This window comes from Allosphingosinicella sp. (assembly GCF_036403745.1).
Classification (GTDB): domain Bacteria; phylum Pseudomonadota; class Alphaproteobacteria; order Sphingomonadales; family Sphingomonadaceae; genus Allosphingosinicella.
In genome coordinates this window covers 1-26,480 of record NZ_DASWQI010000079.1, presented here as the reverse complement: position 1 = coordinate 26,480, position 26,480 = coordinate 1, and the positions used below count along the sequence as shown (strand labels likewise).

Genomic DNA, 26,480 nt, shown 5'->3' with positions numbered 1-26,480 from the left:
CAAGGCGCAGACCGTCCGCCTCGACTACAAAGCCAAGGACGGCGAAACCTATGTCCTCAACCTGATGGACACGCCCGGCCACGTCGATTTCGCCTACGAAGTCTCCCGCTCCCTCGCCGCCTGCGAAGGCGCGCTGCTGGTCGTCGACGCCGCGCAGGGGGTCGAGGCGCAGACGCTCGCCAACGTCTACCAGTCGATCGAGCACGACCACGAAATCGTCCCCGTCATCAACAAGATCGACCTCCCCGCCGCCGACGTCGACAAGGTCAAGAAAGAGATCGAGGACATTATCGGCCTCCCCGCCGACAACGCAGTCTTGACCTCCGCGAAGACCGGCATCGGCATCGACGAGGTGCTGGAAGCGATCGTCGCCCGCATCCCCCCGCCCAGCGGCGACCGCGACGCGCCCTTGAAGGCGATGCTCGTCGACAGCTGGTACGACCCCTATCTCGGCGTCGTCATCCTCATCCGCGTCATCGACGGCGCCGTCCGCAAGGGCCAGAACGTCAAGTTCATGGCCGGCGGCACGGAGCATCTCGTCGACCGCGTCGGCGCCTTCCGCCCCAAAATCGAGCAGCTCCCCGAGCTGGCCGCGGGCGAAATCGGCTTCATCACCGCCCAGATCAAGGACATCTCCGAAACCCGCGTCGGCGACACCATCACCGACCCGCGCCGCCCGGCCGCCGAAGCCCTGCCCGGCTTCAAGCTCGTCCAGCCGGTCGTCTTCTGCGGCCTGTTCCCGGTCGACGCCGCCGACTTCGAGAAACTGCGCGAATCCATCTCCAAGCTCCGCCTCAACGACGCCAGCTTCAGCTTCGAGATGGAGACCTCGGCCGCGCTCGGCTTCGGCTTCCGCTGCGGCTTCCTCGGCTTGCTGCACCTCGAGATCATCCAGGAGCGCCTCACCCGCGAATACGATCTCGACCTCATCACCACCGCGCCGTCGGTGGTCTACAAGATCCACCTCACCCACAAGGACGCGCAGGGCGTCCAGACGATCGAGCTCCACAACCCCGCCGACATGCCGGACCCGAACCGCATCGCCACGATCGAGGAGCCGTGGATCGAGGCGACCATCTACGTTCCCGACGAGTATCTCGGCCCCATCCTCAAGCTCTGCCAGGACCGCCGCGGCATCCAGAAGAACCTCACCTACGTCGCCGGCCGCGCCCAGCTCACCTACGAGCTGCCCCTGAATGAAGTGGTGTTCGACTTCTACGACCGCCTGAAGAGCATCTCACGCGGCTACGCGAGCTTCGACTACCACCAGATCGGGCACCGCGAGGGCGACCTCGTCAAGATGGGCATATTGGTCAACGAGGAGCCGGTCGATGCGCTCAGCATGATCGTCCACCGCGGCACCGCCGAAGCGCGCGGTCGCGGCATGTGCGAGCGCCTCAAGGAACTGATCCCGAGGCACCTCTTCAAAATCCCGATCCAGGCCGCGATCGGCGGCAAGGTCATCGCCCGCGAGACCATCTCGGCCATGCGCAAGGACGTCACTGCCAAATGCTACGGCGGCGACGCCACCCGCAAGCGCAAGCTCCTCGACAAGCAGAAGAAGGGCAAGGCGCGGATGCGGGAGTATGGGAGCGTCAGCATCCCGCAGGAGGCGTTCATTGCTGCCTTGCGTATGGGGGAGGAATAGCTCAACGGATCACACACACATTAACGCGAAGCACGAATATTTAGACTTGCTAGTGTCACCCGTAGTTCCACTGGCCGCGATCTCGCGGGAATGGGAGTTGGATCTATCAAGGCAAATCAGGACGGGGGTGCCTCTAGATCGAGTTGAAGACCCCCGCATCCAGGCAGTCTTGAGGTAGACCGAGCTCGCCATGCCAAGTGGCAGTGTTCAGGAGACGAGACTTTCGTTTGTCGAGCAGATTTTTCAGACGAGATCGCGCTACGACTCGGAGTTTCTCCTCGCCGACGCATTGCTCGTCAATGAACCTGAGAAAAATCGCGCGGAGGTCTTCGTCAGCTATCATCTGACTCTGCACAATGGCATCCATCAGTACCGCAACTTCGTTGACGCTCCATATTGCTGATAGTTCTTTCAAGTCAGTTATGATTTCCTCGACAAGGCCGGCCGGATCAGCTCCGCCCAAGATTGCCAAGCAAGTGCAGGAGATGCGCACGTGTGGCTTGTCCGTAGGCATACACCTAAGAAAGCCGAGCCGAGCATGATCGAGCTCTGATTTCGACTCCTCCACAGCTCTGGCCAGCATAACCAGGTATAGGATTTCTCTGGCATGGGGAAACTCTAAGTAAACCTCAAAGTAGTTTTTACTGGGAACTAGGGCAACTTCGTTTTCAATCGTCACAGGTCCGGAAAGAAGAAGGCGGATCCGGTCTGCGTCGGATTTTGTGATTGCTTCTCCCATCCACACTGCTTCGAACGTTTCTAAACTTATATGCCCACGGGTTGTTTCACGAATTAGCTCCGCGTACGCAATGGGGTCAGTTAGTTGTCCTTTGGACTCCTCGGTGAATGGGGAGAACATGCATAGAGCGAGCCGAGCTAAGCGCTTGCGTACGCCAGATGATGGAACCTGCAATGCGGTCCGAACAAGGTAATCTACGTCGGCATACGAGTCTTCCTCTCGGGAGGGCCGCTCACCCTGCCAATATGGAAGCCACCCGCGCTGCCAGTCCAAGAGCGCCTCTCGACCAGCGCCTTCGGCCCAAGCATTTAAACTCACACCCTCGTAAACCCATCGCGCCTCCGCTTCGGTCCAGCGAGCTAAGTCTCCAAAGTCCCCTTTCGCGATACGCTCCAAAAAAGCCTCTAAGTCACCTGCCTCCGAAGCTAGTTCCACGAACGTTGGCAACGGCCATGGAAACGAACTCCAGTGCCCGGGATCGATAGCCCCTTCCGCATAGGCAACGCGGATCGCGTCGGCCAGAGATGCTGGGCTTGGCGCCGCCGCAAACTGAAATGCCGCCTCGGTCGCGCCGCTCAGAGAAAAGCGACGTAAGGCGTCAGATAGCTCCCTAAAGTAGCCGGGAGAGGCGATCGGAACTACCTCGACTGCGGCCGATTGGGCGCCGGCGATACGTACTTGCGTACTCGGGCCCGCGCTCCCTGGGTAATGGGGTATAAATTCCGAAAGCCAATCCTTCCCTCGCGCGCTCCCAAGCCTTCGGCTAAACTTCACGGCCAACCTGTGAGCGCGGAGCGCTGGCAGGCGCCGCCAGATGGACTCGAGCCACTTCCTAAAGGCGGCGCCCTTAGGAGGGCGACGTAGATGCGACAGAAGGGCAATCTGAGTTGCCTCGTCGGTTGGCCACATTTCGCGAACCAACGGAAGCATGGCATTGTCAGACGTGGCGCGCCTAAGGAGAAGGGACCAAGCCGACTCCCCCTGCGGTGAGCGAGAATGTTTTAATTGCTGGGTGATGGCTTCTACGAGGATGTCGCGGGTACCGCTGCCCCACAGCCTCTCCAAGCCGTGATCGGGAGAGTCGAAACCCATTTGTAAAAGCTCCGCAGCATGCTTCGCAAGGACCCGCCTAAGAAGGGGAAACTCTAAAGCGATTCCGTCTGCAAACATCTCCAGGGCCAAGCGGGCTCCGTTGCGTACGGCGTAGTCTAACGGTTCTGCCTCTAAAGTTCTAGGAAGCGCCACAACTCCAGTTCGGCGGTAGTGGAAAGCGTCCTCTGCAAAGCACCTGCTGACTGCTATCAAAAATGTATGGCGCCAATGTGCCATTCCGGAAATGTGGAGCAGCCGAGCGTCGACCTCTGCAGCTTCGCCAGACGTTAGAGCTGCCGCAGCCATGTACTCCTGTAGCGAGCGAACATCGAAGCTTATAGCGCCCTCGTCACGCGCCGATAGCAACACCAGCCGGTTCAGCGCCAATTCCGTAAGCTCGTTTGCACGTTTTGTTAGCTCCGTCCCCTTAAAACCATGGGCGCCGAGGTAGCTTCCGACTAGGGCCTTAAATCCCTTTTCGCTTAGGGACGCATGGGCACCGCCACCGATCTCGCTCAGCGCCTGCAGAACTAAGCCTGCGCGTTGATGAATTGGTCCTATATATGAGAGATTTCGCTCTAGAACTTCTTGGACACGCCCGCCCTTTGCCTTCTCCCGTTTACGCAGTACATCGTAATAGTCATTAAATAGTGTCCAGCGGGCAGTCGGAACGCTACCCCCAGTGTCAACAATCAAATAGAGGATCGTAACTTGAAGAGGGGTGATCATCAAACGCCGAGTAGCTGGCTCCCGTACTGCAAGTTGCAGACGACCAAAGATATCTTCGCGCCGATTCTTTTCGTCTGGGTACCTCGCTGTACCAAGAGCCTCCGCATACGCGAGCGCCCGCTCCTCCGGCAGCTCGTCTAGCACCCAGTGCTCCCATGACGTAGGATCTAAGTCTCTATTATACCCTTGAGGTCGGGTGGTCACGAGAACCAAAGCATCGCCGTGCACTTCGGCAATTTCGGTTTGCAGAGATGCGATAGCTTCGATGACAGCATCTCGTTCGCCGCTCGGGGGAACCTCGTCCAGTCCGTCCAGCACTATCACAGATGCGTATCTAGCTATCCAATCCCGGAGGTCGTCTGCCGAGATTTTACCGTCCCCGTCCTCGCTAATCTGCTGAGCAATGTACCACAGGAGACTTGGAAGAGCTCGGCGATTGAGCCGGCTGTTAGTTAGTACGTCCGCATATCTCGGAAGGGGGACCAAAATCGGATATCGTACGGGGATATCTTTTGATATTCCCTCCGTTCCTGCACGTTCAATGATTTCTGCAGCCAGGTCTCGAGACGCGGTGTCTAACGGCTTTTCGCTCCTAAGGAGAAGTGACGCTCGAAACAACTGCACGACAAAGGATGCAGCAGTTGACTTCCCTTGGCCAGGACCGCCCAACACGACTAAACGGCCACTACCTCGACGCCCATCGGCACGGCCTTGGCGACGAGGGGCTAAATCGAGATTGTCGTACTTGGCCCGCGCCCTTTCAATTACGGTTCTGACGAGTCGGCTTTCGGAGCCGGGGACGGCGTAGTGTCCTGCAGCCTGAAATGGCACATCAACGAAGACTTGGCTGGTACGAATCTTCTGATCAGTCACGCTCCCTGCATCTTTTAGGGCTGTGAACTGGCTTCGACGCAAGGTGTTTACTAGCGCACGCCTGACAGTTCGCTCAAAGTTAGGTTTGGATTTGCGCCAGTCGGAAAGCGCTTCGTCGAGAACGTCTCCGGGCGTAACCCACGCGGCGAACGTCTTTCGGATGTCAGGGTAGGCCGCAAGAAGGTCGACGATCTTATCTCTAGGCCAGATGTCATAGCCTTTTAGCCCCAGACTGCTTTTCCACGATTCAAGGGCTTCCTCCACTCTTGTGAAGCCGCTCTTGCGGGGTCCCGCCGCAGACGCGCCGTCAGCACCGGAAAGGGCGACGTTGGTTGCGATGATGTAGTACTCTGGGCGAGCCCTACCAGACGCTGAGTCCTCAAAGGCAAGGCGCTCTTCTTCAAGGCGCTTGAGCAGCCACGTCACGTCACCGTTACGTGGATCCTCCTTGAACTTGGCTTGTAGAACCAAGTACCCCGCCCACCCCTTGGCTTGGTAGCCGCCGATTTCTCCCCTCATCATGAAGTCGCGACCAGCATCCGGCCCAGACTTAAATACGGCTCCGTGCGGACCCATAACGGCGAAAGAGAGCGCCCTAATGAGACGCTCGAATGACTGCGCGTTTAGGCGGTCTAGCTCGGCAGCCACGACGATCTCCCGTTTGCCAATAAGGTATCAGGCGACGGAACATCGTCAACAGAAGAAAGTGAATAGCGTGCGCCTGTTCTTCGCAGGCGGTGTGTCTTAGGCTCTCTGAGGCTCTGCCAGCGACGCGGAGAGGTGATCACGCCTCTCTTGCGTCAGCCCTTGAGCGCCACTTTTAAGATCGCGCGTATCGCCTCCGGCCTCGACGGCCTAGGCTCCGGCTGCTCCGCAATCCAAGCGTCCAGCGCCGCCTCCAGCTCTGGGTAGAGCCGCAGACCGATGTTCGGCCCGATCCCGGTCCGCGGCCGCCCCCTGCCTCTTTTTTCGGAACCAGCTATTGCACCGCCCCTGAAATAGTGGTACCGCTAAATCATCGAACCGAAGCAAGGCTGGCGCCTTGCCCCGGCTCTCACCCCCTCACGCCTTGTAGTGGAGGCGAAGGATGGCTGCTGCCGACCATAACCCCACCAGGCGCGCTCTGCTAGGCGCGGCGGTTGGATTGCCTCTTTCCTGTCACCCCGGACTTGATCCGGGGTCCACCTTCTCCGTTCCTCCCGGCCGCGGACCTGATCCCGCATCGGAAGAAAGGTGGATGCCGGATCAAGTCCGGCATGACGAATGGGAGCTGGCGCTCGCCGCCTTTCGCGAGGCGCAGGCCGCCGTTCAGGCGGTCGAGGCCGCCACCGCCGGCCGCTCCGCCGCCGAGGAGGAAGCGTGGCTGCCCCGGCACGACGCCGCGTGCGTGGCGATGGACGAAGCCCTCGCCGGCACCCTCGCCGCCCCGGCGCCCAACCTCCCCGCCTTCGCCGCCAAGCTCGAGCTGCTCTTCGCCCATGCGGTCGAGCCGGGGGCGGTGGAGGACGAATATGCGGAGGCGGTGCTGGCGGATTCGCGGCGCCTGCTGCTGCGCTAATCCTCGGTCGGCGGTGCAGCCGTCACGGAACTGAATTCCGTGACGTCGGACGAGTTCGCGCCGCTTAGGTCGGCGCGCCTCGCCGGCCGCGCACTCGTCCGACTCCGTTCGCAACTCACGGCTGCTGCGCATCCGTTTCCTTGCTCTCGGGCGGCTCGGCGATGAACGCATCCCATGCGTCGGGCTCGGGCGGCAGCGGCGGCGGGACCAGGCCGGCCGCGCGGCGCGCCTCGAAGTCGGCGGCGGCGCGGGCTTCCCAGGCGATCTGGTCCTCGGCGTCGCGGCGATATTGCGCCTCCCAGGCGAGGCGCTCCGCGTTGATCTGCTCGACCGTGCCGCCGCGGCCGCTCTCCATGTTGCCGGTGACGACGTCGCCATGGTCGACCAGCACGTGGGGCGGCGGGGGGCCGGGGCGCGGCGGGGCGCCCTCCGCCTCCCAATGCGCGCGCCGCAGCTTGTCGAGCAGCATCGACATCGAGGTCTGCGCGACCTCGGTGACGTGCCGGCTGCCGTGGCGGAAATCGAGCAGCCAGGCGAAGGCGCGGCCCTGGGTCATCAGATCGGCGACGACCTCGACGAAGGTCAGCTGGCGCAGGTAGAAATCGGCATCGGCGATGCGGCCTTCGAGGCGGCAGCGGCGCTCCGCCTCCAGCTTGAGCCGGTATTTGTCCGCGACGCTGCAGAAGGCCGCCCAGTTCGCCTCCTCCCGGGCCTCCGGCGATTCCTCGGCGGGAGGCGGCTCGGCGGGGGCGGCGGGGGCAGCGGGAAGGGCGCGGCCGGCGGCGCGGCTCCAGGGCGGGGGCGGCGGGCGCCAGCCGGCCTCTTCGGACGCGACGGCGCGCAGCCCTTCGGCGAGGCGTCGGCTGCGTTCGCCGGCGGCGATCGCCAGCGCTTCGGCGCGGGCCGCGGCGAAGCCCTCGCTGCCGGGGCAGGCGAGCAACTGGGTCACGCCGAACTGCGCCCTGCCGACGGCGCGGGCGGCGGCGCGCTCCGAACCGGTCAGCGCGAGGGCGGCGATGAAGGCGCGCTGGACCTCGGCGTCCCAGCCGTCGGCGCGCGTCTTGCGGCGGGGCACGGGGGCGAAATCGAGGAGGGCGCCGAACGCCGCGAACGGCTCTTCGCCGGCGGTGCCGGCGGCGCCGCAGCGGTCGCAGAGGACGGGGATCGGGTTCACGAGTCGCTCCTTTCGCGCGGGAACGAACAAGAGCAGAACAGATGCCTGTTATGCAAGCGATAATTGCGCCGGAGCGGTTCGTGTGGCGGGAGAGGGAGAACCGAAGCTCGATTGGGGTGTCTCGGCGCGTTAGAGGTCCACCACCTCGAACGCCTCCCGCGCCACCATCCGCTCGGCCAGCATAGACCGGTGGCATTCGGGCGCGCCTTTCTCGTAGCAGAGGAGGGCGGTCTTCTTCTCGGCGGCGGCGGCGAGGGCCTGCTCCATCGCCAGGGCGGCTTCGTCGGTCTCGAGTTGGTCGGCATAGATAAGCCGCATTTCGCCGGTGCGGCCCTTGCGCGCCGCCTCGCGGCCGGCGGCGGGGGTGCCGAGGGGGCGGAGGTGGAGATAGTCGATCCCCTCCTCGGCGAGCGCGTTCCTGAGCGCGGTCTTGGAGAAGCCGGGGCGGCGCGAGGCGGCGACGGCGCGGACGTCGAGCACGCGTTCGACCCCGGCGGCGGCCAGTTCGGCGAGGAACTCGGCCTGCGTCTTGCCCTCGTAACCGATGGTGAAGAGCGTCGGCATCGCGCGGGCTCTAGTCCCGTGCAGCGGCGGCGACCAGCCCCTGCTACGCCGCGAGCGGCAGCCACGGCATCCGTTCGCCGGGGAGGGGCGCCGAACGGGCGCGGCCCGACGAGCCTGTTCGGAAACGGACATAGCCGCGTTCGGAATTGTGCGGAAAATCCGCCAATAAAGTTGGTGAGAAGTCCCAAAGCTTGAGACGTGCCTGCGGTGGCCCGGGCCCGGGTCGCGTCAGGAATGGCGGTTTCCCGCCATTTCCTGAACTTGGCACGGGCTCTGCAGTGTCCCTGGCATGGCGCCGGATCATCCGGTGCCGGTTCGGGGAGACAGACAATGACCTACAATTCCAGCCTTTCGCAGCTCGCGGTTTCGCTTCTGAGTGCGCTCGTCGCCGCCACATTGTTCGTCACCGCCGCCGTCGGCCCCGCCGGTCAGCTGATCTGACCGGCGGCAGCCACCGCCTTTTACCGCCACCCAATGCAGGGACCAAGCCGATGACCCGCCCCTTCACCCTCGACCGCACCAACCGCAAGCTGATGGGCGTGTGCGCGGGGATCTCCGCCTCCACCGGCGCCGACGCGACGCTCGTCCGCCTCGCCGCGGTGCTGAGCCTGTTCCTGATCGGGCCTGTCGCGATCTTCCTCTACGTCATCGCCGGCCTCTTCGCGCCGGACGCGGCCTGAGCCATGGACGCGCTCTATTTCGAATGGATGCGCCGGCTGCAGATGTTCCTCGGCCAGCGCACCAAGCCCGCCCCGCGCCGCTGACGCCGGTCAGCCGCGCCGGTGCGGCATGATGTCGCGGTGCGCGCGCAGCGCCCGCATCGCCAGCCGCACTTCGTAGAGAAACAGCACCAGCCCCAATACCAGCATCAGCATCGCCAGGATGAACAGCCAGGCGATCGGCCGCCCGAACGGGAAATCGGCGAGATCGGCGACGAACAGGATCGCCACCACCAGGCAGATGAGCAAGGCGCTCGACGTGCAGCAGCTGATCGCGAGGTTGATCACCGTCATGCGCTGGTCGAGGATGTGCAGCTCCGCGCTCGCCTCGCGCAGCGCCGCGCCCTCCAGCCCCTCATATTGATCCTCGAGCCGCCGCCAGCGGTCGACCGAGCGGGCGAGCCGTCCAGCAAGGACGTTCAGGATCGATCCAATGCCCGCGAGCAGAAATACAGGCGCGATCGCCAGTGAGATGAGGTGCGCGATGGCGCTGACGGCGGCCCCCTGGTCCATGAGCCCACCTCTATGCGCACCGGCCGTCGCTGTGAACCCGCACGCTCCAGCGGCCACGCCGGCGGGGCACCCGGTGGCTCGGGCTGGCTCGCCACCGGGTTTGCGCTTATGCCTCCTCCGCCGCTTCTGGGAGGACCACACATGCGCCCCGTCATTTTCGCTCTCGCCGCCGTCTCGCTCCTCGCCCTCCCCGCCGCCGCGCCGGCCGCGCTCAAGGAAGGCGCCGTCGCGCCCGATTTCACCACCAGCGGCGCCTTTGCCGGCAAGCCGTTCAAGCTCCACCTCAAGGACCAGCTCCGCCACGGCCCGCTCGTCCTCTACTTCTTCCCCAAGTCCTTCACCGAAGGCTGCACCTTCGAAGCCCACGCTTTCTCGGACGCGTCGGCGGATTTCAAGAAGATGGGGGCGCGGGTGATCGGCATGTCGGCGGACGACCAGGAGACGCTGAAGCGCTTCTCCGTCCAGGAATGCCGCAGCTCCTTTCCGGTGGCGACCGCGACGCCCGACACGGTCAAGGCCTATGACGTGAAGCTGCGGGAGGGGATGCCGCTCACCAGCCGCACCTCCTACGTCATCGCCCCCAACGGCAAGGTGATCTACGCCTATTCCGACATGAGCTGGAAGAACCACGTCGCCAACACGCTCGCCGCCGTCAAGGCGTGGAAGGCGAAGCACCGCTGACGACACGGGGGCCGCTGACCCAAGCCGGGCGCCGATCTTTCCGGCGCCCGCAACGGACGGAGTTCCGGTGCGTTTTGATCCGCGAGGCGTGGGGGCCTTGTGGAGTAACAGTCATGAAACCGATTTTCTTCGCGCTGACCGCGCTTGGTGGCCTCGCCGCGGCGGCGCCGGCCCTCGCCCAGAATTATGGCACGGGATACCAGGGCAATAACGACCGCTATTACAACAATTACACCAACCGCGGCGCCTACGATAACGACGACCGCGCCTACGCGAACACCTCCGTCGACACACGCATCGCCCGGCTGGAGCAGCGCCTCAACGCCGGCGTCAGCGCCGGCAGCATCGACCGCGACGAAGCGATGCGGCTTCGTGCCGAGCTTCGCGACCTGAGGCGGATGAGCCGCCAATATGGCTATGGCGGCGTCAATTCCGCCGAACGCTCCGACCTGATGGAGCGCCTGCGCGGCGTCCAGGAGGATATCCGCTCGGCCGAAGGCGGCAGCGGCTACGGTTCCAATGACGGCTACAATAGCGGCTATGGCAGCTCCGGCACCGCCACCTACGGCGGCGGCTATGGCAGCAGCACCTACGGCAACGGCGCCTATAGCGGCAGCTATGGCAACGGCGCGTACAGCGGCGGCACCTACGGCAACGGCTCTGGCGGCAGCAGCAGCTACAGCAGCTCGAACAACGGCTATTACGGCCGCGGTGGACCCAATGACGATTCCGACGGCTACAGCACGGGCTACGGCACGCTGCGCGTCGGCGATGCCGTCACCGGCAGCCTCTACGGCGTCCCGACCGAGCTGCGCGGCACGTATCGCGACGGCTACAATTATTATTATCGGTCGGACGGCCGCGCGATCTACCAGATCGATGCCCGCAGCAACACGGTGCTGCGCATCTATCCGATGAACCGCTAAGCCTTTCGGGAGCATCGGGCGGTCCAGCGGATCGCCCGATGCCCTCAAGCCCTTAGCGCTCGCCCGCGCCGTCCAGCATCTCGATCGTCCCGTTGAACGGCGGCTCGTCCTTCATCGCCGCCGCGACGCGCTCCGCGCCTTCCAGGGCCCGCAGGAAGTTGCCGCCCGACAGCTTGGCGAGGTCGGCGTCGCTCCAGCCGCGGCGGGCGAGTTCCACGAAGAGCAAGGGGTATTTGTCGACGCCCTCCATCGCGTCGGGGTGGGTGCCACTGATCCCGTCATAGTCCGAACCGATGCCGACATGATCGATGCCGGCGACCTTGACGACATGCTCGACATGGTCGGCGACCAGCGAGACCGGCACCGGCGGCAGCGGATGCGCGGCGTCCCAGGCGTCCATCGCCGCCTTGCGCCGGTCGGGTTGGCCGGAGAAGACGTTCTTGATCCGCGCCTCCTCGGCATCCCGCGCCGCCATGCGCGCCCGATAGGGCTGCGACAGGAAACCGGGGTAGAAATTCACCATCACCACGCCGCCGTTCGTCTTCAACATGGCGAGCACGTCGTCGGGGACGTTGCGGGGATGGTCCATCAAAGCCCGGGCGGAGCTGTGCGAGAAGATGACCGGCGCCTTCGTCACCTGCAGCGCCTGGCGCATTACGTCGGCCGAGACGTGGCTCAAGTCGATCAGCATGCCGATCCGGTTCATCTCGTGGAGGATGGCGCGGCCGAACGGGGTGAGGCCGTGATGGGCGGGATCGTCGGTCGCCGAATCCGCCCATTCGGTGTTCGCGCTGTGGGTCAGCGTCATGTAGCGCGCGCCGAGCTGGTAATAGGTGCGCAGCACCGCCGGTGAGAGGGCGATCTGGTGGCCGCCCTCGACGCCCATCAGCGAGGCGATCTTGCCGGCTTTCTCGATGCGCCGGATGTCGGCCGCGGTGGAGGCGAGCTCAAGGTCCGCCGGATAGCGGGCGACCATGCGCCGGACGATGTCCATCTGCTCGAGCGTCACCTGCACCGCTGCCGGGCCTCTGATCTCGACGGGGATGTAGACCGACCAGAGCTGCGCCCCGACATGGCCGCGCCGCAGCCGCGGGATGTCGGTCTGGAGCGGCGCGGGGAGGCGCGACGTGTCGGCGCGCAGGTCGAGCGGCTTTCGCCACTGGTCATATTGCTCGCGTATCTCCCACGGCAGGTCGTTATGGCCGTCGATCACCGGCGACGTCCGCAGCACCCGCTCGACGCGCGCCTCCGGGCTCTCGGCGGGTTTCGCCGCGTAGGCGGGCGTGGCAGCGGCGACGAAGAGGGCGGCAAGGACGATGGGCTTCATTCGAGGCTTCCTTTCGGACTGCGACCTTCCCTCGTCCTCCCTGTCGCCGCAGGCGATGGGGAGGGGGACCATGCGCAGCATGGTGGAGGGGCCTTCCCAGACTCCGTAAGGCCCCTCCACCGCACTTCGTGCGGTCCCCCTCCCCATGCGCTACACGCACGGGGAGGACTGGTCGTTGCGCCAGCCTAACCCTTCCGCCGCCGCTGTGAAGCCCCGCTTGACCGGAGCCCCGCAACCCGCTGAACAGGGAGCCATATGAGGAGAGAGGATTTCATGCGCTTCATGACGCTTTCGATCGCCGCCGCCGCGCTTGCCGGCACCGCCATTGCCGCCCGCGCCCAGGCCCCCGCCGACGACCCCTATATCTGGCTGGAGGAGGTCTCCTCGCCCCGGTCGATGGACTGGGTGAACGCCCACAATGCCAAGGCGCAGGCGGTGCTGGAGGCGGACCCGCGCTACCAGGCCTATTTCAACGACGCGCTGGCGCTCGCCCAGGCCCGCGACCGCATCCCCTTCGGCCGCTTCATCCACGGCCAGGTCTATAATTTCTGGCAGGACGCCGACCATGTCCGCGGCATTTTCCGCCGCACCAGCCTCACCGGCTACGAAGCGCAGGACCCGGCCTGGGAGACGGTGCTCGACCTCGACGCCCTCTCGGCCGCCGAGAAGGCCAATTGGGTCTACAAGGGCGCGGCCTGCGCGCGGCCGAGCGAGCGGCGCTGCCTGATGAACCTCTCCGACGGCGGCGAGGATGCGGTGACGGTGCGCGAGTTCGACCTTCCCACCGGCAAGTTCGTCGAGAACGGCTTCGTACTTCCCAAGGGCAAGCAGCGGGTGACGTGGGAGGATGAGGACACGCTGCTGATCAGCCGCGAATGGGCGCCGGGCGACCTCGGCCGCACCGGCTATCCGTTCATCGTCAAGCGCCTGAAGCGCGGCCAGTCCCTCTCGGCGGCGGTCGAGGTGTTCCGCGGCGCGCCGCAGGACGGCGGCTACGGCGTCACCCCGTTCGTGCTCCGCGACGGCGAGAACCGGACCCTGTCGGTGATCTCGCGGCCGATCGATACGTTCAGCGCCGAGACCTACATCCTCACCGCCAAGGGGCCGCAGCGCGTCGCGATCCCCGCCAAGTCGGACCTCTCCGACATGGTCGCCGGGCGGGTCATCATCCACAATCGCGAGGATTGGACCGTCGGCGGGCGCTCCTTCCCGGCGGGCTCCGTGCTCGCGGTCGACCTTGCCCAGCTGAAGGCGGATCCGGCGCACCTCAAGCCGACCCTCGTCTACGCCCCGACCGCGCGCGAGGCGCTGCAGAGCGCGTCCTCGTCCAAGGGCGTGCTGCTGGTCGACATCCTCGACAACGTCCGCGGCCGGACCTTGCTCTTCACGCCGGGGCCGAACGGCAGCTGGAAGCGCGCGTCGCTGAAGCTGCCGGACAATTCGTCGGTCGGCATCGTCGACGCCAGCGCCGACGACAACAAGGCCCTGGTCTCGGTGACCAGCTTCCTGACCCCGCCGTCGCTGTGGCTCGCCGACGCCGGCACCGGCGAAGCGCGCCAGATCAAGGCGCAGCCGGCGAAGTTCGATGCCTCGAACCTCGTCTCCGAGCAATTCGAGGCCACCTCGACCGACGGGACGAAGATCCCCTACTTCCTGGTCCACCGCCGCGACATCAAGCTCGACGGCAACAACCCGACCTTGCTCTATGCCTATGGCGGGTTCGAGGCGAGCCAGACGCCGGCTTACTCCTCGACCACCGGCAAGCTGTGGCTCGAAAAGGGCGGCGTCTACGCGCTTGCCAACATCCGCGGCGGCGGCGAGTTCGGGCCCAAGTGGCACGAGGCCGGCCTCGGCACCAAGCGGCAGATCATCTACGACGATTTCGCCGCGGTGGCGAAGGACATGATCGCGCGCAAGGTCACCAGCCCGCGCCGTCTCGGCATCCGCGGCGGCTCGAACGGCGGCCTCCTGATGGGCGTCCAGTTCACCCAGCATCCCGAATTGTGGACCGGCGTCATCATCGACGTGCCGTTGCTCGACATGATGCGCATCTCGAAGATCGCCGCCGGCGCCTCCTGGGAAGGCGAATATGGCAGCGTCGAGAAGGACCCGGCGATTCGCGCCTTCTGGGAGAAGACCTCGCCCTATCATGCGCTGCGGAAGGACGGCCGCTACCCCGAGCCGTTCATCTTCACCACCACCAAGGACGACCGCGTCGGCCCCCAGCACGCCCGCAAGTTCGCCGCCCGCATGGAGGAATTCGGCCTCCCTTTCCTCTATTACGAGAACACCGAAGGCGGCCACGCGGCCGGCGCCAATTTGCGCCAGGCGGCGCACACCAACGCGCTGGAGATGGTGTATCTGACGCGGAAGCTGATGGACTGACGCTCATGCCTCCCCATCCGCGAGGATGGGGAGGGGGACCACCCGCAGGGTGGTGGAGGGGTATTTCCACACGCGGCGGGATTAGCCCCTCGCGAGTACCGCCAAGGCCTTCGGAATACCCCTCCACCAGCTTCGCTGGTCCCCCTCCCCACCGCTTCGCGGCAGGGAGGCACAAGGTAGCTTAGTAAGCCCCCGGATTGCTCCGCTGGAATTCGTTCGGGCGGTTCGGGACGACCAGTTCCTGGGTCGCCTCGCGAGTGCCCTGCTGGGTGATGCCGTCGTTCGCGACCGCCGTGATCGGGGCGCAGCTCTTGCCGCCGATATAATCGAGCGCGGCGCGGATCGAGGCCTCCTGCGGGTCGCCGAGCGGGCGGGTGAAATCGTCGCCCGCCGAGCAGGTCGCCTCCATCTTCGACGCGATGCCGCTGAAATAGTCGCTGAGGCCGTTGGCGTTCTGGACGGCGAAGGCGATGATGCGGAAGCGGTCGTCGCACGGCGCGTTGTCGACGGCGATCTGGCCGACCGGCTTGCCATAGGTGTTGGTGCCCACCAGCGCCTCGTTGCCGTGGAGATAGGGCAGCATGGCGCTGATCATCAGCTCGCTCGCCGACGCCGTGCCCTTGGTGCCGATGAAGGCGATCTTCGTCGGCGCGATCGATTCGGCCTGCGGCGCGAAATTATGGGTGGAATCGTTGCTCGCCTTTTCGGGGCGGAACTTGAGCCGCTCGAACAGGTCGGCAGTGGTGCGGTTGCGGCCGAGCAGGTCGCCGAAATGGTCGGCGACCGAGATGAGGCCGCCGCCATTGTAGCGCATGTCGACGATGATGTCGGTGATGCCCTGCGCCTGGAATTGCGACATCGCCGCGGTGAGCTGGTCGTTGGCGCTGAGGATGAAGGTGCGCAAGTTGATGTATCCGACCTTGCGGCCGTTATCGACGATCACCTGCGCCCCGTAGCGCGGCGACAACGGCGACAAATCGTAATCGGCCTTGGCGACGCTGACGTCGCGTGTGCCGCTTGCGTCCTTGATGCGGAGCAGGCGGGTGGTGCCGGCGGTGCTCGGCCCGAGCGCGTCGCTGACGGCCTGGGCCCCGCCGGAGACGAGGAGCGAGCTGACGCTGACGAGGTTCGAGGAATTGGTGCCGATGGCGAGGATCTCGGTGCCGCGGTCGATGCCGGCCGCGAGCGCCGGCGCGCCTTCGAAGGCTTCCAGGATGAACACCCGGTTCGCCACCGTGTCGTAGGAAAGGCGGACGCCGAAGCCGGCGCTGCTGCCGGTCGAATTGAACGCATTCTCCTGCGCGATCGAGGTGAGGTACGTGAAGAAGCGGTCGCGGCCCTGGGCGCGCGCGGTCGCCGTCAGCGCGTCGATATAGGCGTCGACGGTGGGGTAGGGCGAGGGATCGAGCGTCGCGGGCAAAGTCTCGGGAAAGAGATACCATTCCTTGAGCTGCGCCGACGCCCAATCCTGGCGGGCCCGCAGCGAGCAGCCGGTCGTGGTGCCGGTGGTGCCGCCCGTGGGGACGGAGACGATCGGCGTGCTCGTCGAGCCGCCGCTACCGTCGCCGCCGCACGCCGACAGCAAAGCAGTGAAGCTCAGCAGGAATCCCAGACGCTTACGCATGACTACCCTCTCCCCGGAACGCCGTAGCATAACAAAGACTTAGCGCGATGCCAGCGAAGTTTTGCCTGCCGCGGTGCTATCGTCGCCCCAGCGAAGGCTGGGGCCCCAGCGGGCGAAGGACACGGTGCCTTTCACCTGCTGGGATGCCAGCGTTCGGGTATCCGTCAAAGTAGTACTCTGAAGGGGGCCCTCCTGGCATGACGGAGTTGTGCCACCGCCTTATTGATAATCATTCGCATTTCCATTAACTGCGCACCCATGCTCCACCGCTGGCTGCCGTTCCTCGCCTGTCTCCTGCTCGCTTTGGGCGCCGCGGCGCCCGCGGCGGCGCAGCAGGAGGACGTGCAGACGAGCTGGCGGCTGCTCGATTATCTGGCGGTGGATTATCCCGGCGCGGTGCGCGACGGCCGCGTGCTCAGCGCCAGCGAATATAAGGAAATGACCGAATTCGCCGCCTCGGTGCGCGAGCGGATCGGCGCGCTCCCGACTAAATCCGCCAAGCCCGGCCTGGTCGCCGGTGCCGACTCGCTCAAGACCGCCATCGCCGCCAAGGCCGCGCCGGCCGAGGTCGAGCGGCTCGCCCACGGCCTCGGCGCGCAGCTGATCGCCGCCTACCCGGTGCCGCTCGCGCCGCGGACGCTGCCGGATGCGGCGCGCGGCGCGGCGCTCTACGCGGAGAATTGCGCCGCCTGCCACGGCGCCGCCGGCGATGCGAAGACGCCCGCCGCCGCCGCGCTCAACCCGCACCCGGTCGCCTTCACCGACCATGACCGGGCGCGGGAGCGGAGCCTGTTCGCTTACTACCAGGTGATCGACCAGGGTCTCGAGGGCACGGCGATGCAGAGCTTCCGCCGCCTGCCCGACGCGGACAGATGGGCCCTCGCCTTTCATATCGGCCGCTTCGCCTACCCGCCCGCCCTCGCCGCGCAGGGCAAGAGCATCTGGGACGGCGACGACAAGGTGCGGCAGCTCGTGCCGAACGCGGCGGCGCTGACCGGCCTCAGCGAAGCGGCGCTAGCCCGGCAGATCGGCGCGGAAAAGGCGGCCGCCGTCACCGCCTATCTGCGCAAGGATCCGGCCGCGGCGACACAGGCCGGCGGCTCGACGCTCGCGGTGGCGCGCGCCAAGCTGCGCCAGAGCCTCGCCGCCTACGAAGCCGGCGACCGCAAGGCGGCGAAGGCGCTGGCGCTCGCCGCCTATCTCGACGGCTTCGAGCCGGTCGAGCCGATGCTGACCGCGCGCGACCCCAGGCTGATGGCGCGGGTCGAGACGGCGATGGGCGAATTGCGCGGCGCCATCGCCAAGGGCGGCGATGCCGCGGACGTCCGCGCCCGCGTCGCGACGCTGATGACGCTATTCGACGAGTCCGAGCGCGCGCTGGCGCCGGAGGAGGGGAGCGCCGCCTCGACCTTCCTCGGCGCCTTCACCATCCTGCTGCGCGAGGGCCTGGAGGCTTTGCTCATCGTCGTCGCGATGCTCGCTTTCCTCCGCAAGGCGGACCGCGCCGAGATGGTGCGCCCCGTCCACGCCGGCTGGGTGGTCGCTTTGGTCGCGGGCGGCGCGACGTGGTGGGCGGCGACCAACCTCGTCGCGATCAGCGGCGCGAGCCGGGAGCTGACCGAGGGATTCGGCTCGGTGCTGGCGGCGGTGATCCTGCTGTTTGTCGGCATCTGGATGCACGGCAAGGCGCAGGCCAATGAATGGCAGCGCTACATTCGCGAGAAGGTCGGCAACGCGCTGACGAAGAAGTCCGGCTGGTTCCTGTTCTTCCTCGCCTTCGTGGCGGTGTATCGCGAGGTGTTCGAGACCATCCTGTTCTTCGCGGCTCTGTCGGGCGAAGGGCGGCTGCCCGCCCTCCTCGCCGGCGGTGCGGCGGGCGTGGCGGTGCTCGGGCTCATCGCCCTCCTGATGCTGCGCTTCAGCCGGACGCTGCCGATCGGCAAATTCTTCTCCTATAGCTCGGCACTGATCGCGGTGCTGGCGGTGGTCCTCGCCGGCAAGGGCGTCGCCGCGCTGCAGGAGGCGGGGCTGCTCGGCGTCACGCCTTTGAGCTGGGCGCCGCGCCTGTCGATGCTCGGCCTGTTCCCGACGCTGCAGGGGCTGCTGGCGCAGGCGGTGACGCTCGCCATCCTCGTCGCCGGTTTCGGGCGCAACCGCCGGGCCGGGATGCGCCCCGCCACGGCCTAAGCGGGGTGGCGCCGCGGGGGCGGCTCGCTTATCGTCCGGGCAACACTTTCAGCGGAGACAAAAGAATGGCGGGCGTCAACAAGGTCATCCTGGTCGGCAATCTCGGGGACGACCCGGAGAGCCGGTCCTTGAACAATGGCGGCGAGGTGGTGAACCTGCGCGTCGCCACGTCGGAGACCTGGAAGGACAAGGACGGCCAGCGCCAGGAGCGGACCGAATGGCACCGCGTCGTCATCTTTAACGAAAATCTCGGCCGCGTCGCCAAATCCTATCTGCGCAAGGGCTCGAAGGTCTATCTCGAGGGGCAGATCCAGACCCGCAAATGGCAGGACCAGAGCGGCGCCGACCGCTATTCGACCGAGATCGTCCTGCAGCGCTTCCGCGGCGAACTCGTCCTCCTCGACAGCCGCGGCGGCGGCGGCGGCGGCGGCGGTGACGATTTCGGCGGCGGCTATGAAAGCGGCGGCGGCGGCGGCGGCGGCTTCAGTGGCGGCGGCGGCGGCGGTTCCCGCCCCCAGCAGCGCCCTGCGCCGGCGGCCTTCGACAGCGACCTGGACGACGACGTACCCTTCTGACCTCTGCCTCCCCATCCGCAGGATGGGGAGGGGGGTGTAGGCGGGTTGGCAGTCCGGGGGACTGCCGAGAGCCGGAACCGGCTGCGTAGCAGCCGTCGGCGAAGCTGGTGGAGGGGTATTTGCCGAGGCCGCAGCGGGCGTCGCTACGAACTCCTGCGCGCATCCCTACCCCTCCACCACCTACGGTGGTCCCCCTCCCCACGAGCTTCGCCTGGGGAGGCATAACTATTTCAGCCCCTTCAGCACCGCGAACGGGCTCGATTCGGCGCGGGCCTCTTCCTCGCTCTTCACCCCCGCGTCCTTGAGCGCCGCTTCGGCGGCGGGGGAGCGCGGGTAGGGATTGAGCGCGAGGGAGAGCGATTCGGCGACCGCCTCCCCCAGGTCGACAGCCCCGCCGTCGTAGAACACCACGTCCAGCTCGGCCTCGCCCAGCTCGACTTCGTCGTCCGGGCTCGCCGTTTCGGGCGGCGGGCGGAAGTGGATTTCGTAATCCTCCGCCACCGTCTCGGGCACCGGCTCGCCGCTGGCGACGCAGCTCTGCACGACCGCGCCCGTGAGGCTGCCGCGCGCGGTGACGCTGTCGCCGGTGCGGCTGACTTCGGCGGTGGCGCTGAGGCTGTCGATCGAGACCAGCCCGAACCGCTCCGCCAGCGCCGCGCGCTCCGCCTCGCCGGCTTCGATCTCGACGTGCCGCGGCGCCTGGCCGAGCGTGTCGATGCGAACCGGACGGCTGAATTCCGGAGTCACGCCAGCTGTCCTTCCAGCAATCGCGCGAGCGTCACCGCGCCGAGCTGACCGTGGATCGCACGCAGCCCGCCCGCGACGAACGTCAGCGCATCCTCCGTCGGCGGCGTGCCGCGGAAGATGTTGCGCGCCACCGCCGCTTCGAAATCGCCGCCGCCCTCCAGCCCTTCCCGGAAAGCGCCGATGCGGCCGCCGAGTGCGCCCATCAGCTTGCCGACCTTCTTGCCGACGACGACGTCGCCGATGCCGAGCTCGCGCATCGACCCGTCCATGTCCTCGATGAAGGTCTCGGCGAGGAGCGCCGCTTCGCCCGCCGCCGCCTCGCCGTCCCGCTCGAGCCGGATGAGGACGAGGGCGAGCACCGCCGACACCATCTCGAAGCGGCCGTCAATCGTGTCGGGGACGCCGCCCTCGCGGTACCAGATCGGGTCGCGGCCCTTGGCGACGATGGCGGCGTAGAGGGGCCGGAGCGCCATGCGGTCGCGCGGCGGGCCGAAGATTCGGGCGAGAAAGGACAAGCGGCAAGGCTCCCATGAGGGCGCGTACTTGCGCCATTCAGCTTTCGTCGGATATTGGGGTGGCGAAGAGCCGCCTGCAAGCGGCACCCCGGCCTCGCCCTTCGCCGCCGGTAAAAATCGGGAGTAGCTTCGAACATGATCCTTGGCACCGGCCGGCGCGCCGCCCTCACCGCCCTCGCCGTCGGGCTCGCCCTCACCGGCTGCACCCGCGTCCGCGACCATCAGGGCTTCATCCTCGACCAGACTTTGGTGAGCGCGATCCAGCCCGGCACCGACACCAAGGATTCGGTGCTGAACACGCTCGGCCGCCCCAGCTTCACCAGCGATTTCACCGGCGAGCGCGACTGGTATTATCTCTCGCGCACCACCCGCAACATGGCGTTCAACCAGCCCCGCGCCAACGAGCAGACCGTCCTCCACGTCCGCTTCGACGAGAAGGGCAATGTGGTGAGCGTCGACAAGAAGGGGATGGAGCAGGTCGCCGACATCCGGCCCTATGGCGACAAGACGCCGACGCTGGGCCGGCACAAGAGCCTGCTCGACGAATTGTTCGGCAACATCGGCACCGTCGGCGCCGGCGGCAAGGGCGCCCCGACCAGCGACAACCCGCACTGAGTCACCCCCTCGTCCTCCCTGTCCGCAAAGCGGATGGGGAGGGGGACCGCCGGGACGGCGGTGGAGGGGCCGCTCCGACGCCGGCAGGCCCCTCCACCGCGTTTCACGCGGTCCCCCTCCCCACGCGCTTCGCCCGCAGGGAGGACGAGAGGTCCTATTTGACGATCTGACCCGCCGCGAGCACCGCCAGCGTCACCAGGTCCGACGCCGTCGCCGTCATCGAGGCGATCTGGACCGGCTGCGCCATGCCGACCAGCATCGGGCCGATCACCGAATCGCCGCCCAACTCCTTGAGCAGCTTGGCCGAAATGCTCGCCGTCTGCAGCCCCGGCATGACCAGCACGTTGGCGGGCCCGGTGAGGCGGCTGAACGGATAGATCGGGCTCATCGCCGCGTTGAGCGCCACGTCCGGCGACATCTCGCCTTCATATTCGAAATCGACGCCGCCCTTCGCATCGAGCACCTTCACCGCGTCGCGGATGCGGTCGAGGTAGCTGCCCTCCGGGTCGCCGAAATTGGAGTAGGACAGGAAGGCGACGCGCGGCTCGTGACCCATGCGGCGGGCGACGCCCGCGGTCTGGACGGCGATTTCGGCGAGCTGCTCGGCGCTCGGCCGCTCGGTGACCGTCGTGTCGGCCATGAAGGTGGTGTGGCTCTGGCCGACGAGGATGTGGATGCCGAACGGGGTGCAGCCCGCCCGCGCGTCGAGCACGCGCTGCACTTGGCGCAGGCTCTGGGCGTAGGGGCGGGTCACGCCGGTGATGAGGGCATCCGCTTCCCCCAAGGCCAGGAGCAGGGCCGCGAAGGTGTTGCGGTCCTGGTTCACCGTCCGCTCGATCTGGCGGTGGAGCTGCCCTTTGCGCTGCTGCCGCGCGTAGAGATATTCGACCATCTCCTTCACCCGCGGGTAGACGCGGCTGTTGATCACCTCGAAGCTTTCGGGATTCTCGATGCCGAGATCGCGCAGCCGGTCGTGCACGTCGTCGCGCCCGACCAGCACCGGAATGCCGTAGCCGCCGTCCCGGAAGGCGATGGCGGCGCGCAGCACCACTTCCTCGTCGCCTTCGGCGAACAGCACGCGCTTGGGGTCCGCGCGCGCCGATTCGTAGGCGAGGCTCAGCACCGAAGTGGTCGGGTTGAGCCGCGAGCGCAGCTGCGTCCGGTACGCCGCCATGTCCGGGATCGCCCGCCGCGCGACGCCGCTGTCCATCGCCGCCTGTGCGACGGCGGCCGGCACCACCTCCATCAGCCGCGGATCGAACGGCGCGGGGATGATGTAATCGGGCCCGAAGCTGTGCGCCCGCCCGCCATAGGCCGCCGCGACCTCTTCCGGCACCTGCTGGCGCGCCAGCGCGGCCAGCGCCTCGGCGGCGGCGATCTTCATCTCGTCGTTGATCGTCGTTGCGCGCACGTCGAGCGCGCCGCGGAAGATGAAGGGGAAGCCGAGCACGTTGTTGACCTGGTTCGGATAGTCCGACCGCCCCGTGGCGACGATCGCGTCGGGCCGCGCCGCCTTGGCGTCCGGCGGCGAGATTTCGGGATCGGGATTGGCCATGGCGAAGATGATCGGCGACGGCGCCATCTCCTTGACCATCTCGGGCTTGAGCGCGCCAGCCGCCGACAGGCCGAGGAAGATGTCGGCGCCGACCAGCGCCTCTTCCAGCGTGCGCGCGTCGGTGATCACGGCGTGGGCCGACTTCCACTGGTCCATGCCCTCGGGCCGGCCCTGCCAGATGACGCCCTTCCTGTCGCACATGATGACGTGGTCGTGGCGCACGCCCATCGCCTTGATCAGCTCGGTGCAGGCGATCGCCGCCGCGCCGGCGCCGTTTACCACCACCTTGACGTCCTTGAAGTCGCGCCCGGTGAGGTAGCAGGCGTTGATCAGCCCGGCCGCGGTGATGATCGCGGTGCCGTGCTGGTCGTCGTGGAAGACGGGGATGTTCATCCGCTCCTTCAGCGTCTGCTCGATGATGAAGCAGGCCGGCGCGGCGATGTCCTCGAGGTTGATGCCGCCGAAGCTGGGGCCGAGCAGGGCGACGGCATTGATGAACGCGTCGGTATCCTCGGTGTCGACCTCGAGGTCGATCGAATCGACGTCGGCGAAGCGCTTGAACAGCACCGCCTTGCCTTCCATCACCGGCTTCGACGCCAGCGCGCCCAGATTGCCGAGACCGAGGATGGCGGTGCCGTTGGAGATGACGGCGACCAGATTGCCCTTGGCGGTATAATCGTAGGCCTTGTCCGGATCCTCGGCGATCGCCCGCACCGGCACCGCGACTCCGGGCGAGTAAGCAAGGCTGAGATCGCGCTGCGTCGCCATCGGCTTGGACGCGATGATCTCGATCTTGCCCGGCCGGCCCATCGTGTGGAAGTCGAGCGCCTCCTGCTCCGAAAACTTGACGTTGCTGCCTTCGCTCATCCTCGCGCTCCCCAAGCCTTTCGGCGGTGCCCTTTTGGCGGTGCCTTAGGCCGTGGAGGACAAGTGCGGCAAGGGTGGGGTGGTTCCGCTCCCTTTGCCTCCCCACCGCGAAGCGGTGGGGAGGGGAACCACCGAAGGTGGTGGAGGGGTAATGCAAAGGACGCCGGGGATTCTCGCGTTCAACCTCTCGCCGAGGATGTAAATACTCCTCCACCAGCTACGCTGGTCCCCCTCCCCATCTGACAATGGGGAGGCATAAGGACGGTTCCCGACTCTGCCCGAACCCTCTACCCTCCGCGCCATGGCCACAGCGGCGAAACCCTCCGGCGCACCCACCCCGATGATGGCGCAATATCTCGCCCTCAAGGCGGAGGCGCCCGATTGCCTGCTCTTCTATAGAATGGGTGACTTCTTCGAATTGTTCTTCGAAGACGCCAAGGCCGCCGCCCAGTGCCTGGACATCGCCCTCACCGCCCGCGGCGAGCACGAGGGTGAGCCGATCCCGATGTGCGGCGTCCCGATCCACGCCGCCGAGGGCTATCTCGCCCGTTTGATCAAGGGCGGCTTCCGCGTCGCCATCGCCGAGCAGATCGAGAGCCCCGCGGAAGCGAAGAAGCGCGGCTACAAGGCGGTGGTCAACCGCGCCATCGTCCGCGTCGTCACCGCCGGCACCCTCACGGAAGAAGCCCTGCTCGATTCGCGCGCCGCCAACTGGCTGATCGCGGTGGCGAAGGTGGGGGAGCGCTACGGCCTCGCCGCCGCCGACGTTTCGACCGGCCGCTTCGAGCTTGGCTCGGTGGCGCCGCACGCGCTCGACGCCGAGCTTGCCCGCCTCGCCGCCGCCGAAGTGATCGCGCCGGAGCCGATCCCGGGCGTCGAGGTGCAGCCGCGCAAGGCCGGCTTCGACAGCGCCGCCGCCGACAAGCGCCTTAGGGAGCGGTTCGAGGTCGCGACCCTCGACGGCTTCGGCGCCTTCGACCGCGCCGCCCTCGCCGCCGCGGGCGGGCTCCTCGCCTATCTCGACGAAGTCGCGCGCGACTCCCTCCCGTTCCTGCGCGCCCCGGTCTGCCGCGCCACCGGCGACCATATGATGATCGACGCGGCCACCCGCGAAAGCCTGGAGCTGACCCAGAGCGCCACCGGCGGCCGCGCCGGCTCGCTGCTCGCGGCCGTCGACCGCACCGTCACCGGCGCCGGCGCCCGTCTCCTCGCCGCCGACATCGGCGCCCCGCTCCTCGACCGCGCGCCGATCGAAAAGCGCCTCGACCTCGTCGCCTTGTTCGAGGGTGATGCCGGCGCGCGCGACATGCTGCGCAAGCAATTGAAGGCGCTCCCCGACATCGGCCGCGCGCTCGGCCGCCTCGTCGCGGCGCGCGGCGGCCCTCGCGACCTCGGCCAGCTTCGCGACGGCCTCGTCGAGGCGCGCCGCCTCCACGCCCGCCTCGACGCGCTGCCCGCCCCGCCGGCCCTGCTGACCGAGCTGCTGCCGGCGCTGACCGGCCATGGCGAATTGACCGACCTCCTCGCCCGCGCGCTCGTCCCCTCACCCCCCATCGACGCGGCGCAGGGCGGCTATATCGCGGAAGGCTATGACGCCGCGCTCGACGCACTGCGCGCCACCGGCGGCGAGGGCCGCCGCGCCATCGCCAGCCTCGAGGCCCGCTACCGCCAGCAGACCGGCATCGCGACCCTCAAGATCCGCCACAACGGCGTGCTCGGCTACCATATCGAGGTTCCGGCCAGGAACGCGGACAGGCTGATGGCCGCCGACAGCGGCTTCACCCACCGCCAGACCCTCGCGGGGGTCGTTCGCTTCAACGCCCCGGACCTCCACGAACATGCGGCGCGGGTCGGCCAGGCCGGCGCCCACGCCCTCGCCGCCGAGGCTGCGCATCTGGAGGAGCTGATCGCCGCCGCCCTTGCCCGCGCCGAGCCGATCGCGGCGGCGGCCGACGCGCTCGCCCGCCTCGACGTCGCCGCGGCTTTGGCCGAGCGCGCGGCGGAAGGCGGCTGGACCCGCCCGAGCTTCGCCGAGCATATCTGTTTCGAGATCGAGGGCGGCCGTCACCCGGTGGTCGAGGATGCGCTCCGCCCCGGCGGCGCGCGCTTCGTCGCCAACGATTGCGGCCTCTCGGAGGACGAGCGGCTGTGGCTGGTCACCGGCCCGAATATGGGCGGCAAGTCGACGTTCCTGCGCCAGAACGCGCTGATTGCCGTCCTCGCCCAGGCCGGCGCCTTCGTGCCCGCCAGCCGCGCGAAGCTGGGCCTGGTCGACCGCCTGTTCAGCCGCGTCGGCGCCTCCGACAATCTCGCCCGCGGCCGCTCGACCTTCATGGTCGAGATGGTCGAGACCGCCGCCATTCTCTCGCAGGCGACGGAGCGCAGCTTCGTCATATTGGACGAGGTCGGCCGCGGCACGTCCACCTATGACGGCCTCGCCATCGCCTGGGCGGTGGTGGAGGCGATCCACGACCGCAACCGCTGCCGCTGCCTGTTCGCCACCCATTATCACGAGCTGACCCGCCTCGCCGAACGGCTCGACGCGCTCTCGCTCCGCCACGTCCGCGCCCGCGAGTGGAAGGGCGACCTCGTCCTCCTCCACGAAGTCGCCGACGGCGCGGCCGACCGCAGCTACGGCATCGCCGTCGCGAAGCTCGCCGGCCTCCCACCCGCCGTGGTGGCGCGTGCGCGATCGGTGCTGGCGAAGCTGGAAGCGGGACGCGACGCGACCGGCGGGATCGCCGCCGGGCTCGACGACCTGCCGCTGTTCGCCGCGGCGGCCGAGTCCGAGCCGCGCCCCGATCCGCTCGGCGACGCGCTCGCCGACATCCACCCCGACGTCCTCAGCCCGCGCGAAGCGCTCGACA

General features: G+C 67.1%; 19 protein-coding genes. 10 read left to right on the top strand and 9 right to left on the bottom strand.

What is annotated here, in order from left to right:
- Positions 1-1,648, top strand: a 1,648-nt coding sequence (gene lepA, locus VGC56_RS15140; RefSeq protein WP_464126208.1) for a translation elongation factor 4, incomplete at its 5' end; no start/stop codon positions are given.
- Positions 1,649-1,781: 133 nt separating this feature from the next.
- Here the strand turns inward: lepA and VGC56_RS15135 are convergent.
- Positions 1,782-5,729 (bottom strand): NACHT domain-containing protein, encoded by a 3,948-nt coding sequence (locus VGC56_RS15135; RefSeq protein ID WP_464126206.1) that lies wholly within the window; start codon positions 5,727-5,729, stop codon positions 1,782-1,784.
- A gap of 589 nt (positions 5,730-6,318) precedes the next feature.
- Here VGC56_RS15135 and VGC56_RS15130 point away from each other — a divergent pair.
- Entirely contained in the window at positions 6,319-6,639 is a 321-nt protein-coding gene (locus VGC56_RS15130; RefSeq protein ID WP_464126204.1) for a hypothetical protein, read from the top strand.
- A gap of 115 nt (positions 6,640-6,754) precedes the next feature.
- On the opposite strand, the gene VGC56_RS15125 is transcribed toward VGC56_RS15130, so the two are convergent.
- Positions 6,755-7,813 (bottom strand): hypothetical protein, encoded by a 1,059-nt coding sequence (locus VGC56_RS15125; RefSeq protein WP_464126202.1) that lies wholly within the window; start codon positions 7,811-7,813, stop codon positions 6,755-6,757.
- Positions 7,814-7,942: 129 nt separating this feature from the next.
- A complete protein-coding gene (locus tag VGC56_RS15120; RefSeq protein WP_464126200.1) occupies positions 7,943-8,377 on the bottom strand; it encodes a DUF488 domain-containing protein in 435 nt (144 codons plus the stop codon).
- 491 nt (positions 8,378-8,868) lie between these two features.
- On the opposite strand from VGC56_RS15120, the gene VGC56_RS15115 reads away from it, so the two are divergent.
- Complete coding sequence (locus tag VGC56_RS15115; RefSeq protein WP_464126198.1) at positions 8,869-9,057, top strand: PspC domain-containing protein; 189 nt, start codon at positions 8,869-8,871, stop codon at positions 9,055-9,057.
- A gap of 90 nt (positions 9,058-9,147) precedes the next feature.
- Here the strand turns inward: VGC56_RS15115 and VGC56_RS15110 are convergent, their stop codons facing one another.
- Positions 9,148-9,609 (bottom strand): DUF2721 domain-containing protein, encoded by a 462-nt coding sequence (locus VGC56_RS15110; RefSeq protein ID WP_464126196.1) that lies wholly within the window; start codon positions 9,607-9,609, stop codon positions 9,148-9,150.
- A 141-nt stretch (positions 9,610-9,750) separates the two neighbouring features.
- Between VGC56_RS15110 and VGC56_RS15105 the strand changes: the two genes are divergently transcribed.
- Positions 9,751-10,290 (top strand): peroxiredoxin, encoded by a 540-nt coding sequence (locus VGC56_RS15105; protein WP_464126194.1) that lies wholly within the window; start codon positions 9,751-9,753, stop codon positions 10,288-10,290.
- A gap of 113 nt (positions 10,291-10,403) precedes the next feature.
- On the top strand, positions 10,404-11,216 hold the full coding sequence (locus VGC56_RS15100) for a hypothetical protein (protein ID WP_464126192.1): 813 nt from the start codon (positions 10,404-10,406) through the stop codon (positions 11,214-11,216).
- Positions 11,217-11,268: 52 nt separating this feature from the next.
- On the opposite strand, the gene VGC56_RS15095 is transcribed toward VGC56_RS15100, so the two are convergent.
- On the bottom strand, positions 11,269-12,543 hold the full coding sequence (locus VGC56_RS15095; RefSeq protein ID WP_464126190.1) for a dipeptidase: 1,275 nt from the start codon (positions 12,541-12,543) through the stop codon (positions 11,269-11,271).
- 273 nt (positions 12,544-12,816) lie between these two features.
- Between VGC56_RS15095 and VGC56_RS15090 the strand changes: the two genes are divergently transcribed.
- Entirely contained in the window at positions 12,817-14,928 is a 2,112-nt protein-coding gene (locus tag VGC56_RS15090; protein ID WP_464126209.1) for a prolyl oligopeptidase family serine peptidase, read from the top strand.
- 181 nt (positions 14,929-15,109) lie between these two features.
- Here the strand turns inward: VGC56_RS15090 and VGC56_RS15085 are convergent, their stop codons facing one another.
- Positions 15,110-16,552: a S41 family peptidase gene (locus VGC56_RS15085; RefSeq protein WP_464126188.1), complete on the bottom strand. Its 1,443-nt coding sequence runs from the start codon at positions 16,550-16,552 to the stop codon at positions 15,110-15,112.
- 258 nt (positions 16,553-16,810) lie between these two features.
- Here VGC56_RS15085 and VGC56_RS15080 point away from each other — a divergent pair, with 258 nt between their 5' ends.
- Both VGC56_RS15080 and ssb read left to right on the top strand, forming a co-directional pair.
- Positions 16,811-18,739, top strand: coding sequence for an FTR1 family protein (locus VGC56_RS15080; RefSeq protein WP_464126187.1), 1,929 nt, complete (start codon positions 16,811-16,813; stop codon positions 18,737-18,739).
- 65 nt (positions 18,740-18,804) lie between these two features.
- Positions 18,805-19,314 (top strand): single-stranded DNA-binding protein, encoded by a 510-nt coding sequence (ssb, locus tag VGC56_RS15075; protein WP_464126185.1) that lies wholly within the window; start codon positions 18,805-18,807, stop codon positions 19,312-19,314.
- A 225-nt stretch (positions 19,315-19,539) separates the two neighbouring features.
- On the opposite strand, the gene VGC56_RS15070 is transcribed toward ssb, so the two are convergent.
- Positions 19,540-20,061, bottom strand: a complete 522-nt coding sequence (locus VGC56_RS15070; protein ID WP_464126184.1) for a YceD family protein — start codon at positions 20,059-20,061, stop codon at positions 19,540-19,542.
- Positions 20,058-20,576, bottom strand: a complete 519-nt coding sequence (locus VGC56_RS15065) for a ubiquinol-cytochrome C chaperone family protein (protein ID WP_464126183.1) — start codon at positions 20,574-20,576, stop codon at positions 20,058-20,060. The genes VGC56_RS15070 and VGC56_RS15065 overlap by 4 nt, the downstream gene beginning before the upstream one ends.
- A gap of 135 nt (positions 20,577-20,711) precedes the next feature.
- Here VGC56_RS15065 and VGC56_RS15060 point away from each other — a divergent pair, with 135 nt between their 5' ends.
- The gene (locus tag VGC56_RS15060; protein ID WP_464126182.1) at positions 20,712-21,191 is read left to right on the top strand and encodes an outer membrane protein assembly factor BamE; all 480 of its coding nucleotides are present in this window, start codon (positions 20,712-20,714) and stop codon (positions 21,189-21,191) included.
- A 154-nt stretch (positions 21,192-21,345) separates the two neighbouring features.
- Here VGC56_RS15060 and VGC56_RS15055 read toward each other — a convergent pair whose 3' ends face one another.
- A complete protein-coding gene (locus tag VGC56_RS15055) occupies positions 21,346-23,613 on the bottom strand; it encodes an NADP-dependent malic enzyme (RefSeq protein ID WP_464126181.1) in 2,268 nt (755 codons plus the stop codon).
- 301 nt (positions 23,614-23,914) lie between these two features.
- Between VGC56_RS15055 and mutS the strand changes: the two genes are divergently transcribed.
- The coding region (gene mutS, locus VGC56_RS15050) for a DNA mismatch repair protein MutS (protein WP_464126179.1) at positions 23,915-26,480 on the top strand (2,566 nt) is incomplete at its 3' end.

What these genes read in the sequence shown, in the direction of transcription:
- VGC56_RS15130 (WP_464126204.1), top strand. Translation starts at nt 6,319, where the DNA reads ATGCCGGATCAAGTCCGGCATGACGAATGGGAGCTGGCGCTCGCCGCC.
- VGC56_RS15120 (WP_464126200.1), bottom strand. Translation starts at nt 8,377, where the DNA reads ATGCCGACGCTCTTCACCATCGGTTACGAGGGCAAGACGCAGGCCGAG.
- VGC56_RS15115 (WP_464126198.1), top strand. Translation starts at nt 8,869, where the DNA reads ATGACCCGCCCCTTCACCCTCGACCGCACCAACCGCAAGCTGATGGGC.
- VGC56_RS15110 (WP_464126196.1), bottom strand. Translation starts at nt 9,609, where the DNA reads ATGGACCAGGGGGCCGCCGTCAGCGCCATCGCGCACCTCATCTCACTG.
- VGC56_RS15105 (WP_464126194.1), top strand. Translation starts at nt 9,751, where the DNA reads ATGCGCCCCGTCATTTTCGCTCTCGCCGCCGTCTCGCTCCTCGCCCTC.
- VGC56_RS15100 (WP_464126192.1), top strand. Translation starts at nt 10,404, where the DNA reads ATGAAACCGATTTTCTTCGCGCTGACCGCGCTTGGTGGCCTCGCCGCG.
- VGC56_RS15095 (WP_464126190.1), bottom strand. Translation starts at nt 12,543, where the DNA reads ATGAAGCCCATCGTCCTTGCCGCCCTCTTCGTCGCCGCTGCCACGCCC.
- VGC56_RS15090 (WP_464126209.1), top strand. Translation starts at nt 12,817, where the DNA reads ATGCGCTTCATGACGCTTTCGATCGCCGCCGCCGCGCTTGCCGGCACC.
- VGC56_RS15085 (WP_464126188.1), bottom strand. Translation starts at nt 16,552, where the DNA reads ATGCGTAAGCGTCTGGGATTCCTGCTGAGCTTCACTGCTTTGCTGTCG.
- VGC56_RS15080 (WP_464126187.1), top strand. Translation starts at nt 16,811, where the DNA reads ATGCTCCACCGCTGGCTGCCGTTCCTCGCCTGTCTCCTGCTCGCTTTG.
- ssb (WP_464126185.1), top strand. Translation starts at nt 18,805, where the DNA reads ATGGCGGGCGTCAACAAGGTCATCCTGGTCGGCAATCTCGGGGACGAC.
- VGC56_RS15060 (WP_464126182.1), top strand. Translation starts at nt 20,712, where the DNA reads ATGATCCTTGGCACCGGCCGGCGCGCCGCCCTCACCGCCCTCGCCGTC.
- VGC56_RS15055 (WP_464126181.1), bottom strand. Translation starts at nt 23,613, where the DNA reads ATGAGCGAAGGCAGCAACGTCAAGTTTTCGGAGCAGGAGGCGCTCGAC.